Below are 12485 nucleotides of genomic sequence, written 5' to 3'. Positions count from 1 at the left end.
ACCTCAGACGATAGAGGCAGCTGCAAACGCTTTCAGCAATCCCAGCCCCTCGGGCCAGTCCTCCAGGCCGCTCTGCCCGTTGATATGGCCGAAGGCGCCAACGACTTCGAGCCCGCTTCCCCATCGAGCCGCGCCCTCCCGTAAGGGAGCCATAGGGATCGTCGGTGCCATTTCGCGTTCGAAAGCTGGCATCGAGCGTCTTGCGGCTCTTGAAAAACCCAAGTTGTTAGGTTATTTTGACGCATGGTCACCGTCCTCCGCGAAGCAGGAATGCGATTTGTCATTTACACGGATGATCACGAACCGGCGCACACCCATGTCTATGGAGATGGGGAAGCCCGCATCAATATCCTTGATCTCACGGTATTATCGAACCGGGGAATGAAGAAGCGGGATTTGGGCATCGCCCTTGCCATTGTCCAGGCGAACAAGCGCCTGTTCATCGAGAAATGGGAGAGCATCCATGGGTGAAGTTACCTTCGAAGATCGCCACTACCGAGACGCCACCCTGAAGGGGGAGGCGGAACGCGCCCGCGCGCCGATCCCGGCATCAGTCCGTTTCGATGAAACGTCGGGCCGCATCGTCGTGGATTTCACCAACGGCGCTGCGTTCATGGTGCCTGCCCGATCGATCCAGGGCCTGGAAAATGCCACCGTCGCGCAGTTGGCGGAGGTCGAGCTTCTCGGTGAGACCGGACTGCACTGGGAAAGCCTGGACGTGGATTTTACCATCGCCGGACTGATGAAAGGTCTCTTCGGGACCGCGAAGTTCATGGACGCGCAACGCCGAGGCGGCCAATCCCGATCAGCCGCAAAGGTCGAGGCAAGCCGTGCCAACGGTGCCAAGGGCGGACGCCCCCGGAAGAACGGCTAAGCACTTGCAGATGGCTGGGCTGAACCTGGCGGGACCGTTATGTCCCCGGTTTGCACCCGGAGCATCTCAAACCACTCCGAACCCGCAAGCCCGAAGGATCGGCCGAAATCCATGGCGCGACCCCGCTCAGGCGCCGGCAGGCGGTTCAGCAGCTGCAAAGGCTTTCAGCAATCCCAGCCCCTCGGCCCAATCCTCCAGGCCGCTCTGCCCGTTGATATGGCCGAAGGCGCCAACGACTTCGAGCCCGCTTCCCCATTGAGCCGCCCTCTCCCTGACATAAGGAAGCGAACCATAGGGATCGTCGGTGCTTGCCACGATCAGGGATGGAAAACGAAACCGTTCCTGTGGCACGGCCGCAAAGCCTGCCGCCTGTGCGGGGAACGCCGCAGAGGATGGATCGGGCACGGCCACCAGAAACGCACCCCTGACCGGCGCCTCCGATACTTTTTGCCAATGCGCGACCAGCAGGCATGCGAGACTGTGGGCGACCAGGATGGGCGGAATTTTCGCAGACCGCACGGCCCGTTCAAGCGCCGCTGTCCAGTCTGAAAGATCAGGCTCGTCCCAGCTTGCCGGCGAGAAGCGCCGGATGGACCTGTCGGCCTCCTCCCAGCGCGTTTGCCAATGGGCGTTTCCGGAGTTGCCGATACCAGGCAGATGAATGAATTCGCTCACCGCTTCACCTCTTCGTTGCGTCCTGGCCATTCTGGCTGTTTACAGGCGCGGACGGAATTGGCATTCATCGGAAAGGAGAAGCGAAAACCGATGGATTCAAGGCAAATGGCAAAAGTTCCTGATAGTCGCGCAGCGCTTGATCCGACCGATATCGCCATGATCGAAATTCTTCAGGACGACGGGCGGATCAGCGTTTCGGAGCTCGGCAGAAGGGTCGGCCTCTCCCAGCCCGCAGCCTCGGAGCGGCTCAAGCGGCTTGAGGAACGCGGCATCGTCACAGGCTACAAGGCAGTCATCGACCCTGCCTCCCTCGGGTTCGGAATGATGGCGGTGATCCGCCTGCGCACGACGCATGAACATATCAAACCGTGCCTGAAGCAGTTTTCCGAGATGCCCGAAATCATCAAGGTGTTGCGGCTTACGGGCGAGGATTGTTTCCACCTTAAAGTCATCGTGCCGTCGCCGGCCGACCTCGAAAGCATCGTCGATTCGATTGCCCGCTACGGTCCCGTCACCACGGCGATCGTCTTGCGCGGCGAACGTCCGAAACCCATCGGCCGCGATCTGATCGCGGAACGTTAGCGCCGATCGATGGCTTCGCGACATCCCGCGAGCGCGGGAAACCCACGCCGCGCAAAGCACCCAGCATCTTTCGACGATGAAGCATGACCGCAATGGGCCGAACGGCCATGGCACTGCCTGCAGCGCATAAAAAAGGGCTTCATCGCTGAAGCCCCATTTCGCTTGCATTTGTCGGCTTGGACCGATCTTGTATGTTACGCCCCCTCTCCTTCCTCATCTCCGTGTTCCCGGCCCAGCCCGGGTTACCTCACGGAGATCCAGCGCGCCCGCTCCCCTCAGGCGCAATGACCCCCTACGCAATACATGCGAGCCACGCATCGCGCCGAGGCGCGACGCCTGGATTCCTGTGATTTCCTTCGCGCCAGCACGCGGGCACAGGAATGAGGAAGGAAAGGGAATGCGCCCTTGACGATGGCAAGAAGTCACCGTCGCCGGACCGCATTTCCAATGCCGCCTTGGGAAAGGGCTTCGCATCTGAAGCCCGTCCCCGGTTCAGGATGCCGGATCAGCCGGGCTTGTGTCCGCCCTTGCCGGAGCCGCCGCTGCCGGAACCGCCATTGCCACCGCCGTTGTCGGAGCCGCCGCTATTGCCGCTGCCGGAACCGCCGTTGCCGCCGCCGTTGTCGGAGCCGCTGCTGCTGCCGCTGCCGCAACCGCCGTTGCCGCCGCCGTTGTCGGAGCCGCCGCTGTTGCCGCCGCTGCCGGAACCGCCGTTGCCGCCGCCGTTGTTGGAGCCGCCGCTGCTGCCGCCGCTGCCGGAACCGCCGTTGCCGCCACCGTTGTCGGAGCCGCCGCTATTGCCGCCGCCGCCGGAACCGCCGTTGCCACCGCTACCGGAGCCGCTGTTGCCGCCCTTGCCGCCCTTGTCGCCTTTGTCGGAGCGGCCCTTGCCCGGATGGTCGTTGTCCGGATGGTCATTGCCCTGGCCCCAGCCAGGACCATCATTGCCCCGGCCCTTGCCATGGCCGTCCTTATCGCCATGGTCCTTGCCGCCGTGATCGCCGTGGTCCTTGTTGCCATGGTCCTTGTTGCCGTGGTCCTTACCGCCGTGATGACCGCGGTCTTTACCGCCGTGGTGGTCACGATCCTTGCCGCCGTGGTGGCCGTGGTCCTTGCCACCGCCATCGCCGGGGCCGTCCCCACCGCCATTGCCGGGGCCGTCGCCATCACCAGGGCCAGACCCGCCAGTGTCGCCAGAACCGCCAGTGTCGCCAGAGCCGCCGGTATTACCAAATCCGCCGGTATTGCCGTCATTGCCGCCGGTGTTCTGACCGCCGGAAGAGCCCTGATTCGACGCCTGTTCACCAGGATCGGAGCGGTTCGAGCCGGATCGGTTGCCGAAGCGGTTGCCGCTGCTGTCGTTGTTGACCGTGCGGCTGTCATTGTCGGTGCGGATGGATTTCGTCGGCAGGCACAGGCGGGCCTCGATCGTGCCCGGAACTGCCTTTGCACAGTTGACGACTGCCGGCGCGGCCATCGTGAGGCTGCTGCTGGCCAGAAGGTAAGCAACGGCGACGCTATACTTCGCTGCTTTGCTGATCATCTTTTTTCTCCCTAGGTTAACAACCCGTTAACTGAGGGAGTTTTTATATTAGCGAACTGTTAATTCCAAGAATAAACCGTGGATTACGGCACAGCTTCTTAACCTATAGTTAATTACGCAAGTAATAAATTTTATTAAAAGTTTTACTGTAAACTATGTTACCTTCCCCACGCATAATAGAGGGGTGATTCATGCGGCGGCTTTTCTGTGTTGCTTCCCTTGCGTTCTTTTCCGCGCAATTTCAAGCACTTGCCGGGCAGGCTCTGCCGGTCGGCAGGAGCATCGGCGCGCCGGTGGGCTTCGCCTCCGCCTGCGCCAGCTATCGCTGGCTTTGCCACGGGACGGCTGTTCAGCCCCGCGCCCGGGGGGCGGCCGAGCAGGCGGGCATGCCGCTTCTGCGCAGGGTCACCCGCGCCGTGAACTTCTCCGTCCGCTCGACCGAGGACCGCTCCGCTGATGACTGGACCCTGCCCGTCGGCGGCCGGGGCGACTGCGAGGACTACGCCCTGCAGAAGATGAAGGACCTGATCGACGCCGGATTTCCGGCCAACCGCCTGGCGCTCTCGGTGGTGATCGGCCCGCATGACGAAAACCACGTCGTGCTGATCGCCCGCCTGGATGACGGCGATTACGTGCTCGACAATCTCAACAACGGGGTCAAACCCTGGCGAGCCACGCCCTATACGTTTCTGGCGACGCAGGATTTCAGGGCGAGATCGACGTGGCGCGTGACGCTGGCCGGGCCGCGGGCGAACGAGTTTTCTTGATAGGCTGGCGGAGTGGCAGAGGCTGTGGATCGCGACTATTGAAAGTATGCGCTTGGCACACCCCCGCGGCACATACGTTTAATACCTAAGAACCGCGTCTCACAAGCTATGATTCCCGTCCGCCACCTTTGCGGATCGCCCCGCCACCCTAGTTCTCTTCCGGTCATCCCTTGGAAACCCGGCCGCGTCCGGCGTTTCCAGATCGCAACCACAAGAGGAGGGTTTCCCCGTGGGCGTCTTCGACCGCATCAAGAACGCGATTTTCGGCAAAGCGCAGGCAGCACCTGTTCAAGAGCCCGCATCCGCAGCCCCGCAGGCCTCCGCTGCGCCCGCGGCATCCCCCGCACCGGCGCCGAGATCCGCGCCGGTGACCGAACCCGCAACCGGCGCGCCGCCGCCGGCTCAATCGAGCCCCGCTCAGGCAAGTAGCGCTCAGGCAAGTAGCGCCGATATCGAGCAGATCCTCAACGCGGCCGTCAAGAAATCCGGACAGAAGCTCGACTGGCGCCATTCGATCGTCGACCTCATGAAAGCGCTCGGAATGGATGCCAGCATGGCCGAACGCAAGGAGCTGGCCGGCGAGCTCGGCTATACCGGCGACACCAATGACAGTGCGAAGATGAACATCTTCCTCCACAAGGCGCTCATGAAGAAACTGTCGGAAAACGGCGGCAAGGTGCCGGCCGATCTTCTGGATTGAGTGACGCTGAAAGCGGCTACGTGAAACCGAAAGCCTTGCGCGCCGTCAAACAGGCGTCGTCGCCGGGCATACATGCGCGGCAGACATCCGGCCTGATGTCGTAGACCATGCAGGCGACATGGGAACCGACCGTGCCTGCGAGCGCACAGCAACGGTCTCCGTCCCAGCGCATGCCTGTTTGGTCTGCCGAAACGAAATGCGCCGGCAGCAGATCGAGGTCGGCGTCGCTCTCGGTCGAAAATCGCGGCCATTCGCTCGAATAGGAACAGCACGCGCCGCAGGCCTGACAGTCTAGGTCTGTTGATAGGGTCATGGGCGGCTCTTAGCACTGTAGCTGCCGGGGATGCAAAACTATCCGCGCAATGGCGAAGTTTTCGCCGCACCTGAAACGCCGCACGCAATCTTTGCCGCCCAGCCTGCAGGGGCAGGATAGCTGGCCTGCGAAGGTGGGGTTGCTTGAGGACATCTTTCGGCTGGCGAGAACTTATTCTTTATCTCGCGCGTTTGATGTCGGCTTGTCTCGGCAATAACCGGTCCTATTTTTGGTAACCCGGAGGAAGCATGGACGAAACTTTAAAAACGAAGGCAAAAACCGGCATTGCCGGGATGGACGATGTGCTTGCAGGCGGCTTCACGCGCGGTCACGTGTTCCTCCTCGAAGGGTCTCCGGGCACGGGCAAGACGACGGTCGCGCTGCAGTTTCTCGTCGAGGGTGCCGCCCTTGGCGAGCGCTGCCTCTACATCAGCCTTTCCGAAACCAGGGAAGAACTGTGCGAAAGCGCCGAGTCGCACGGCATGGAGATCGGCGACGAGATCGAGATTTTCGAACTCGTACCGCCCGAGAGCCTGCTCGATGCCGACCAGCAGCAGAGCCTTCTCTACTCCTCCGATCTCGAACTCGGCGAGACGACGAAGCTGATCTTCGAATCCTTCGAGCGCGTCAGGCCGCAGCGGGTGGTCATCGACAGCCTTTCCGAGATCAGGCTTCTGGCGCAAAGCTCGCTGCGCTATCGCCGGCAGATCCTCGCCCTCAAGCACTTCTTTTCCGGCTCGGGTGCGACGGTGCTGCTGCTCGACGACATGACCTCGGACAATCTGGACAAGACCGTCCATAGCGTCGTGCACGGTGTCATCCATCTCGAGCAGCTGGCGCGCAATTATGGGCCTGAGCGCCGTAGGCTGCGGGTCCTCAAATATCGCGGCCAGGCCTTCCGCGGCGGCTATCACGATTTCATCATCAAGACCGGCGGTGTCGCCGTCTTCCCGCGCCTGCGCGCCATCGAGCACAAGACGAGCTTTGCACGCACGGTACTGAAGAGCGGCATCAAGGAATTCGACGAGCTTCTCGGCGGCGGCATCGAACGCGGATCGAGCACGCTCCTGATCGGACCGGCGGGCACGGGCAAGACCCTGTTTGCGCTGCAGTTCGTCGATGCGGCCGTCAAGCGCGGCGAAAGGGCCGCGATATTCATCTTCGACGAGGAGCTCGGCCTGCTGTTTGCTCGTACGAAGTCGATGGGCCTCGATCTCCAGAAGATGAGCGATGACGGAATGATCCACATCGAACAGCTGGACGCCGCCGAACTGTCGCCCGGCGAATTTGCCCAGCGCGTCAGGGAGCGGGTGGCAGACTACGATGCCAAGACCGTCGTCCTCGACAGCGTCAACGGCTACCACGAAGCGATGCCGGAAGAAAACGCCCTCATCCTGCACATGCACGAGCTGCTGCAATATCTGAACCGGCAGGGCGCCAACACTTTCCTGACCGTTGCCCAGCACGGCCTCGTCGGCGATATGAAATCGCCCGTCGATGTGACCTATCTCGCCGATACGGTGATCCTGCTCCGGTATTTCGAAGCCCAGGGCATGGTCCGCCGGGCCGTGTCCGTCATCAAGAAGCGGACCGGCAAACACGAGGAAACCATCCGCGAATACAAGATCACCGATGACGGCCTGACCCTCGGCCAGCCGCTCACCGGCTTCCAGGGCATCCTTCGGGGCGTTCCGACGCTCGTCAATGAAAATAAGCCGTTGCTGCTGCAAGGCGAACGCGAGGATGGCGACCATTCCTAACCGTGATGCCATTGCCCTGATCCATGCGCCGCTCGGGCGCGATGCGCAGATCGCGGTCGCGCTTCTGCGGGAAGCCGGCATTCCCTCGCAGGCCGCGCCCGACCTCGCCTCCTTTACCGCCTGCCTCGGCGACGACACCGCGCTTGCCATCATCACCGAGGAGGCGCTGCGCGATGCCGACCTGCGGGCGCTCTCGGCATGGATTGAGGCGCAGCCGAGCTGGTCCGACCTGCCCTTCATCATCCTCACCAACCGCGGCGGCGGCCCGGAGCGCAATCCAGCCGCCGCAAGGCTGTCGGAGGTGCTGGGCAATGTCAGCTTCGTCGAACGCCCGTTCCATGCCACGACCTTCATCAGCGTCGTGCGCTCGGCCCTGCGCGGGCGCAGGCGCCAATATGATGCCAGGCTGCGCATGGAGGCGCTGGACGAAGGCGAACGCCGCCTGCAGACGGCGCTTGCTGCCGGCCGTCTCGGCGCCTGGGAGCTCGATCTCGCCACCGATATGCTGACGGCCTCGGCCACCTGCAAGGCCATTTTCGGCCACGGCCCCGACGAGGATTTCACCTATCGCGACCTGGTAAAGGCGATCCACCCCGACGACCGCGCCCGCGTGCTGGCCACCTTGCAGAACAGCGTGGAGACGGGATCGGACTATTCCATCGAATACCGCACGGTCTGGAAGGACGGCACCGTCCACTGGGCCGAACTCCGCGCCCAGCTTCACCGCGATCGCGCCGGCAGGGGAATAAGGCTCGTCGGCGTCTCGGCAGATATCACCGCCCGGCTGGAAGCCGAGGAACATCAGCGGCGGCTCAACGAGATCCTGGAGGAACGGGTGGCCGAGCGCACCCGCGAACTCGAACAGGCCCATGCGACGATGATGGCGGAGGTCAGCCAGCGCGAGCGGGCCGAGGAGCAGCTGCGCCAGGCCCAGAAGATGGAGGCGATCGGCCAGCTGACGGGCGGCGTGGCGCATGACTTCAACAACCTGCTGATGGCCGTGCTCGGCAATCTCGAACTGCTGCGCAAGCATGTCGGCGACAATAAAAAGGCGATCCGCCTCATCGAAGGCGCATTGCAGGGCGCCCGGCGCGGCGCATCGCTGACCCAGCGGCTGCTGGCATTCGCGCGCCGGCAGGACCTTCAGATCGGCCCCGTCGACATGACCGGCCTCGTCGCGGGAATGGCCGACCTTCTGCAACGCTCCGTCGGCTCCACCGTGACGATCGAAACCGTGGTTCCCGAGGAGCTTCCGCCGGTTTCGGCCGATATCAACCAGATCGAGCTGGCGCTTCTCAATCTGGCCGTCAACGCCCGCGATGCCATGCCGGATGGCGGCACCATCCGCATAGAGCTGAAGCAGGCCCGCCAGCCTGTCGCCAGCGATGAACTCGCGGCCGGGGATTATGTCGTCCTCTCCGTCGCCGACCAGGGACACGGCATGGACAAGGAGACGCTGCAAAAGGCGATCGAGCCGTTCTTTTCGACCAAGGAACTGGGCAAGGGCACCGGGCTTGGCCTGTCGATGATCCACGGCCTAGCCCTGCAGCTGAACGGCGACCTGAAGCTTGCAAGCGAGCCTGGCAAGGGCACGACGGCGGAGCTGTGGATCCCGGTTTCGACCGCGCCCGCTGCCGAGCCGGAGCCCGCCGAAGCGCCGGCCGAGAATGTCGGACCGGCATCCGGCCCGAAACGCATCCTGCTTGTCGACGACGACGTGCTGATCGCCATGAGTTCGGCCGATATGCTGGCCGATCTCGGGCATGAGGTGGTGGAAGCCCATTCCGGCAAGGAAGCGCTCGAATGCCTCGGCCACGGCGCAGCCTTCGACCTGATGATCACCGACTATTCGATGCCCGGAATGACCGGCGGCGAACTCGCCAGGGCCGCCCGCCAGATCGCCCCGCGCTTGCCCATCCTGATCGCCTCCGGCTATGCCGAACTGCCGCCGGGCCTCGACCTCGATGTCGCAAGGCTCGGAAAACCCTATACTCAGGATCAGCTGGCCCAGCAGATCGGCAAGCTGATGATATCGGGATAGCGTTATCTTCCAACCGGGGAAGGCACGCATCCTTTTACCTCCTCGGGCGCTTCGATCCCGCCAGGACCCGTTCCCCGTTTGGCTTGCTATCGTCACGTAACGAGTTCGATCCGAACGGTGATAGTCCTGTCCCCGTAAAACTCGATGCACCCACCCATGCGGGTGATATCCATGCGATCACCCGAGGCGTAATGTTCCCTCAGGCTCTTCCAGAGCAGCAAGAGGAGGACGCAATGCCGACCATCCTGGCTTATCACGACGTCAAGGACGTCAAACACTGGCTCGCCTCACCCCGTCGCAAGGAAGTTTTCGAACCGATCGGCTGCACGAACATTCGCACCTTCGTCGATCCGCAATCGTCCAACAAGGTTGGCCTCGTCATGGATGTCGCCGATATGGACCGCTTGGCGGAATTCATGAAGAGCAGGCAGGCGGCCGATGCGATGGAATATGACGGCGTATTGCCCGAGACCCTGGTGATCCTCGTTCAGTCCTAGCTGTCAGGGATCAACCCGGTCTGTCCTGAGTGAAGACCCCTGGAGAACGTGAAGCTGGCGTGCCGCAATACCCGTAAAACCCCATGCATCCTTTTTCCGCCTCGAACGTTTGAACTCCGTCAGCGAAAGAGGAGACGGCAATGGCGAGCACGACAGGCAGGGACGCCATCGAAGGCATGGACGAGATCAGAGACGTGAACGAGCCCGCGCCAGCCCCCGAACGTGAAAAAACCTCCGAACAGGAAAAGGCCGATCAGCACGCGAAGGCCGAGGGTTTTGCGAGTGAGGCGGCTTATGAAGACTATCTGCATGCGGTCGCCGAGGATGCGCCGATAGAGGAGATCGTCGTCGACGTCGAGCGCGCCGCCGCGCGCGAGGAGCTCGAGCGGCAGATCGAGGAAGTGCGCTACGAGATCGGCAACCTGCGCGCCCGGCTGCATAATATCCGCCATCAGGCAGGCAGCGTCGTGGAAGAAAACATCCGCTGGGCGGATGCGAGCGCCCATGCGCAGCTTGGAGACTATCCCTGGCTGAAGCTCTCGGGCGCCATGCTGTTGGCCTTCTTTACCGGCAAGGCCCTGCAGCGCCTGCCCTTCGGCTCGCTCGTGACGGCGGCTGCGCCGCTGCTGATTGCTGCGGCGCGGGAGAGAGGTAGGTAGCAGAAGGGCTGTTCCTACTTTCCCTCATTCCTGTGCTTGTCACAGGAATCCAGCCGGCTTGCGTCCGCAAGCCGAGAGGAGTCTTACTCTCCCGACAAGCTCACAACCCCATCAGATGCCAGGAAATATCCTCCCATTCCGGATTGTTTTCCTCGATTAGGTTCAGCTTCCATTGCCGCGGCCATTTCTTGATCGTCTTCTCCCGCGTGATCGCCGTTGTGAGCAGGTCATGCTCCTCGAACCATACGAGTGTTTTCACACCGTAGCGCGAAGTAAAACCCGGCGTCAGCTCGTTTTGATGTTCGAAGAGGCGGCCAGCAATGTCGCGCGTCACGCCGGTATAGAGCGTGCCGTTTCTCTTCGATGCAAGGATATAGACATAGCCCTTCATCATTGAAGAGTGGCATAAACAGGCACTATTTCAAGAGTCTTATCGGCTTGCGGACGTAAGCCGGCTGGATTCCTGTGACAAGCACAGGAATGAGGGAGGAAGGGGTGGGCCCTCGCCCAAAAGCAGCGCTCTATGTCTTTATCAGCAACCTCACCGCCGCTCGCTGTCAGCCTCATCTGCAGTGCGCTCAATGAAGCGTTTCGAGATCAGCCAGCAGCCGAGCGCCCAGAGCGAGCCGGCGACCCAGCCGGCGAGCACGTCGGTCGGATAATGGACGCCGAGATAGATGCGGCTGAGGCCGATGATGACGGCGAGGAAGATGCCCGCCCCCATGACGAAGATGCGCGTGGCGCGGTATTTCTGGGTGCGCGCCAGAAGCACGCCGAGCGTGAGATAGGTGACGGCCGACACCATCGCATGGCCGCTCGGGAAACTGTGATCGCCGACATCGACGAGATGCGGCACAATATCCGGCCTCGCGCGGGCGACGAGAAGCTTGAGGCCGGTGCTCGCCAGCCAGCCGCTGAAGACCGAGAAGAACAGGAAGACGGCGATGATCGTCCGGCGGTCGAGCAGCAGATAGACGGTCGCAAGCAATGTCAGCAGTGCCAGCACCGTCACCCCGCCGAGGCTGGTTATGTCATCCACCGCATGAACCAGCCATTGCGGTCCGATCGGCTGGCCGAGATCGCCGGGCTGGCGCAGCCACAGCAGGACCGCCTGGTCGAAGCCAAGCGTCTCGCCCTCCAGCACCTCGCTCGTCAGCCGCTGCAGCAGGAAAAGCCCGCCGGCCAGGCAGGCGAATGTGATGAGCGTCATCGGCTCATACTGGTTCAGCCAGGTCTTGATACGGTTCATTCTGCTCCCGTCGGACGATGATCGAACACATCAACTGTGTGCAGCACCTTGATTTTGCAAGAGGCTTCTCACCTCAGATCCGCCCTGATATCGCGCATGCCGCGGCCGAGCCGCCTGGGATGCTGATGAGGAAGCAGCTACGTAAAGACCCCTCCCCAACCCCACCCCACACGGGGGAGGGACTAACCTGGCCGCACCGACTCGCTTCTTCCGAAACGTCGAAAGTTTGGAAAGCGGGTGCGGCAGTCTAAGCCCCTCCCCCTTGTGGGGAGGGGTTGGGGGCGGGGCCTTTTTCGAGCCCAAGCCATTCACTACCTCCCCCGACAAGCCCCATCAAAGCCTGATAGCCGTCTCCTCTTTCGCCGTGCGGATGACGATCATGGTGAAATAGCGGGCAACATTGTTTTCGTCGCGGAAAAGACGTTTGCTGAGCGCGTCGAATTCCTCCATGTCGCGCAGGCGCAGCATCAAGACGACATCGGTTTCACCGGTGACGGAATAGGCTTGGGAAACCGCCTCTTCGGCGATTGCGAGGTCGAGAAAGCGGCGCATATGCGCCTCGCCATGCAGCTTCAGTTCCACGGTCACCAGCGCCTTGATCCCACGTCCGGCCTTGGCGGGATTGAGGATTGCGACGATGCGGTCGATGACACCCGATTTGCGCAGCCGTTGCACGCGGCGCAGGCAGCTGGAGGGGGCCAGGCCCACCTCGTCGGCCATATCGATATTCGTGCGCGAGGCGTCGCGCTGCATCAGGTTCAGAAGCTTTCGGTCGATACGATCCATTATCGCAGCATACCGGCCGGACACGTCTTTGCAATAAAA

Annotated in this window: 15 protein-coding genes and 1 pseudogene; 9 read left to right on the top strand and 7 right to left on the bottom strand. The window is 62.3% G+C overall.

Features of this window, described 5'->3' with window-relative positions; all coding sequences use genetic code 11:
* Positions 1–3: 3 nt before the first annotated feature.
* Positions 4–163: pseudogene (locus tag JNB85_RS30755) on the bottom strand (alpha/beta hydrolase); the annotation flags it as partial.
* Between the two features lie 80 nt (positions 164–243).
* Here JNB85_RS30755 and JNB85_RS21465 point away from each other — a divergent pair.
* Together JNB85_RS21465 and JNB85_RS21460 are read left to right on the top strand one after the other, a co-directional pair.
* Entirely contained in the window at positions 244–471 is a 228-nt protein-coding gene (locus tag JNB85_RS21465) for a DUF4160 domain-containing protein (RefSeq protein ID WP_220336312.1), read from the top strand.
* A complete protein-coding gene (locus JNB85_RS21460; protein WP_220336311.1) occupies positions 464–874 on the top strand; it encodes a DUF2442 domain-containing protein in 411 nt (136 codons plus the stop codon). The genes JNB85_RS21465 and JNB85_RS21460 overlap by 8 nt, the downstream gene beginning before the upstream one ends.
* A gap of 126 nt (positions 875–1000) precedes the next feature.
* Here the strand turns inward: JNB85_RS21460 and JNB85_RS21455 are convergent, their stop codons facing one another.
* Positions 1001–1549, bottom strand: a complete 549-nt coding sequence (locus JNB85_RS21455) for an RBBP9/YdeN family alpha/beta hydrolase (protein ID WP_220336310.1) — start codon at positions 1547–1549, stop codon at positions 1001–1003.
* Positions 1550–1654: 105 nt separating this feature from the next.
* Here JNB85_RS21455 and JNB85_RS21450 point away from each other — a divergent pair, with 105 nt between their 5' ends.
* Complete coding sequence (locus JNB85_RS21450; RefSeq protein WP_220336309.1) at positions 1655–2131, top strand: Lrp/AsnC family transcriptional regulator; 477 nt, start codon at positions 1655–1657, stop codon at positions 2129–2131.
* A 505-nt stretch (positions 2132–2636) separates the two neighbouring features.
* On the opposite strand, the gene JNB85_RS21445 is transcribed toward JNB85_RS21450, so the two are convergent.
* Positions 2637–3674 (bottom strand): hypothetical protein, encoded by a 1038-nt coding sequence (locus JNB85_RS21445; RefSeq protein ID WP_220336308.1) that lies wholly within the window; start codon positions 3672–3674, stop codon positions 2637–2639.
* 191 nt (positions 3675–3865) lie between these two features.
* Between JNB85_RS21445 and JNB85_RS21440 the strand changes: the two genes are divergently transcribed.
* Both JNB85_RS21440 and JNB85_RS21435 read left to right on the top strand, forming a co-directional pair.
* On the top strand, positions 3866–4441 hold the full coding sequence (locus JNB85_RS21440) for a transglutaminase-like cysteine peptidase (RefSeq protein WP_220336307.1): 576 nt from the start codon (positions 3866–3868) through the stop codon (positions 4439–4441).
* A 229-nt stretch (positions 4442–4670) separates the two neighbouring features.
* Positions 4671–5141, top strand: a complete 471-nt coding sequence (locus JNB85_RS21435) for a DUF3597 domain-containing protein (protein WP_220336306.1) — start codon at positions 4671–4673, stop codon at positions 5139–5141.
* A 16-nt stretch (positions 5142–5157) separates the two neighbouring features.
* Here the strand turns inward: JNB85_RS21435 and JNB85_RS21430 are convergent, their stop codons facing one another.
* Positions 5158–5454, bottom strand: a complete 297-nt coding sequence (locus tag JNB85_RS21430) for a YkgJ family cysteine cluster protein (RefSeq protein ID WP_220336305.1) — start codon at positions 5452–5454, stop codon at positions 5158–5160.
* A 248-nt stretch (positions 5455–5702) separates the two neighbouring features.
* Here JNB85_RS21430 and JNB85_RS21425 point away from each other — a divergent pair, with 248 nt between their 5' ends.
* The 4 genes from JNB85_RS21425 to JNB85_RS21410 all read left to right on the top strand — a co-directional run bounded on the left by JNB85_RS21425 (position 5703) and on the right by JNB85_RS21410 (position 10411).
* The gene (locus JNB85_RS21425; protein WP_220336304.1) at positions 5703–7214 is read left to right on the top strand and encodes an ATPase domain-containing protein; all 1512 of its coding nucleotides are present in this window, start codon (positions 5703–5705) and stop codon (positions 7212–7214) included.
* Complete coding sequence (locus JNB85_RS21420) at positions 7198–9255, top strand: hybrid sensor histidine kinase/response regulator (RefSeq protein ID WP_220336303.1); 2058 nt, start codon at positions 7198–7200, stop codon at positions 9253–9255. The genes JNB85_RS21425 and JNB85_RS21420 overlap by 17 nt, the downstream gene beginning before the upstream one ends.
* Positions 9256–9488: 233 nt before the next feature.
* Entirely contained in the window at positions 9489–9752 is a 264-nt protein-coding gene (locus JNB85_RS21415) for a hypothetical protein (protein WP_220336302.1), read from the top strand.
* 140 nt (positions 9753–9892) lie between these two features.
* A complete protein-coding gene (locus JNB85_RS21410) occupies positions 9893–10411 on the top strand; it encodes a hypothetical protein (protein WP_220336301.1) in 519 nt (172 codons plus the stop codon).
* 100 nt (positions 10412–10511) lie between these two features.
* Here the strand turns inward: JNB85_RS21410 and JNB85_RS21405 are convergent, their stop codons facing one another.
* The 3 genes from JNB85_RS21405 to JNB85_RS21395 form a co-directional block, all read right to left on the bottom strand.
* The gene (locus JNB85_RS21405) at positions 10512–10802 is read right to left on the bottom strand and encodes a GIY-YIG nuclease family protein (protein WP_220336329.1); all 291 of its coding nucleotides are present in this window, start codon (positions 10800–10802) and stop codon (positions 10512–10514) included.
* Positions 10803–10952: 150 nt separating this feature from the next.
* The gene (locus tag JNB85_RS21400) at positions 10953–11660 is read right to left on the bottom strand and encodes a phosphatase PAP2 family protein (protein WP_220336300.1); all 708 of its coding nucleotides are present in this window, start codon (positions 11658–11660) and stop codon (positions 10953–10955) included.
* 333 nt (positions 11661–11993) lie between these two features.
* On the bottom strand, positions 11994–12446 hold the full coding sequence (locus tag JNB85_RS21395; RefSeq protein ID WP_220336299.1) for an Lrp/AsnC family transcriptional regulator: 453 nt from the start codon (positions 12444–12446) through the stop codon (positions 11994–11996).
* Positions 12447–12485: the final 39 nt, after the last annotated feature.

It is taken from the genome of Rhizobium mesosinicum (assembly GCF_019511345.1).
Lineage (GTDB): Bacteria > Pseudomonadota > Alphaproteobacteria > Rhizobiales > Rhizobiaceae > Rhizobium > Rhizobium mesosinicum.
The sequence above is the reverse complement of the archived record's forward strand: the minus strand, read 5'-3'. Positions and strand labels throughout refer to the sequence as shown.

Coding starts and splice junctions, on each gene's coding strand:
- JNB85_RS21445 (WP_220336308.1), bottom strand. CDS start 3,674: ATGATCAGCAAAGCAGCGAAGTATAGCGTCGCCGTTGCTTACCTTCTG.
- JNB85_RS21415 (WP_220336302.1), top strand. CDS start 9,489: ATGCCGACCATCCTGGCTTATCACGACGTCAAGGACGTCAAACACTGG.
- JNB85_RS21440 (WP_220336307.1), top strand. CDS start 3,866: ATGCGGCGGCTTTTCTGTGTTGCTTCCCTTGCGTTCTTTTCCGCGCAA.
- JNB85_RS21420 (WP_220336303.1), top strand. CDS start 7,198: ATGGCGACCATTCCTAACCGTGATGCCATTGCCCTGATCCATGCGCCG.
- JNB85_RS21425 (WP_220336304.1), top strand. CDS start 5,703: ATGGACGAAACTTTAAAAACGAAGGCAAAAACCGGCATTGCCGGGATG.
- JNB85_RS21400 (WP_220336300.1), bottom strand. CDS start 11,660: ATGAACCGTATCAAGACCTGGCTGAACCAGTATGAGCCGATGACGCTC.
- JNB85_RS21430 (WP_220336305.1), bottom strand. CDS start 5,454: ATGACCCTATCAACAGACCTAGACTGTCAGGCCTGCGGCGCGTGCTGT.
- JNB85_RS21395 (WP_220336299.1), bottom strand. CDS start 12,446: ATGGATCGTATCGACCGAAAGCTTCTGAACCTGATGCAGCGCGACGCC.
- JNB85_RS21460 (WP_220336311.1), top strand. CDS start 464: ATGGGTGAAGTTACCTTCGAAGATCGCCACTACCGAGACGCCACCCTG.
- JNB85_RS21450 (WP_220336309.1), top strand. CDS start 1,655: ATGGCAAAAGTTCCTGATAGTCGCGCAGCGCTTGATCCGACCGATATC.
- JNB85_RS21410 (WP_220336301.1), top strand. CDS start 9,893: ATGGCGAGCACGACAGGCAGGGACGCCATCGAAGGCATGGACGAGATC.
- JNB85_RS21465 (WP_220336312.1), top strand. CDS start 244: ATGGTCACCGTCCTCCGCGAAGCAGGAATGCGATTTGTCATTTACACG.
- JNB85_RS21405 (WP_220336329.1), bottom strand. CDS start 10,802: ATGAAGGGCTATGTCTATATCCTTGCATCGAAGAGAAACGGCACGCTC.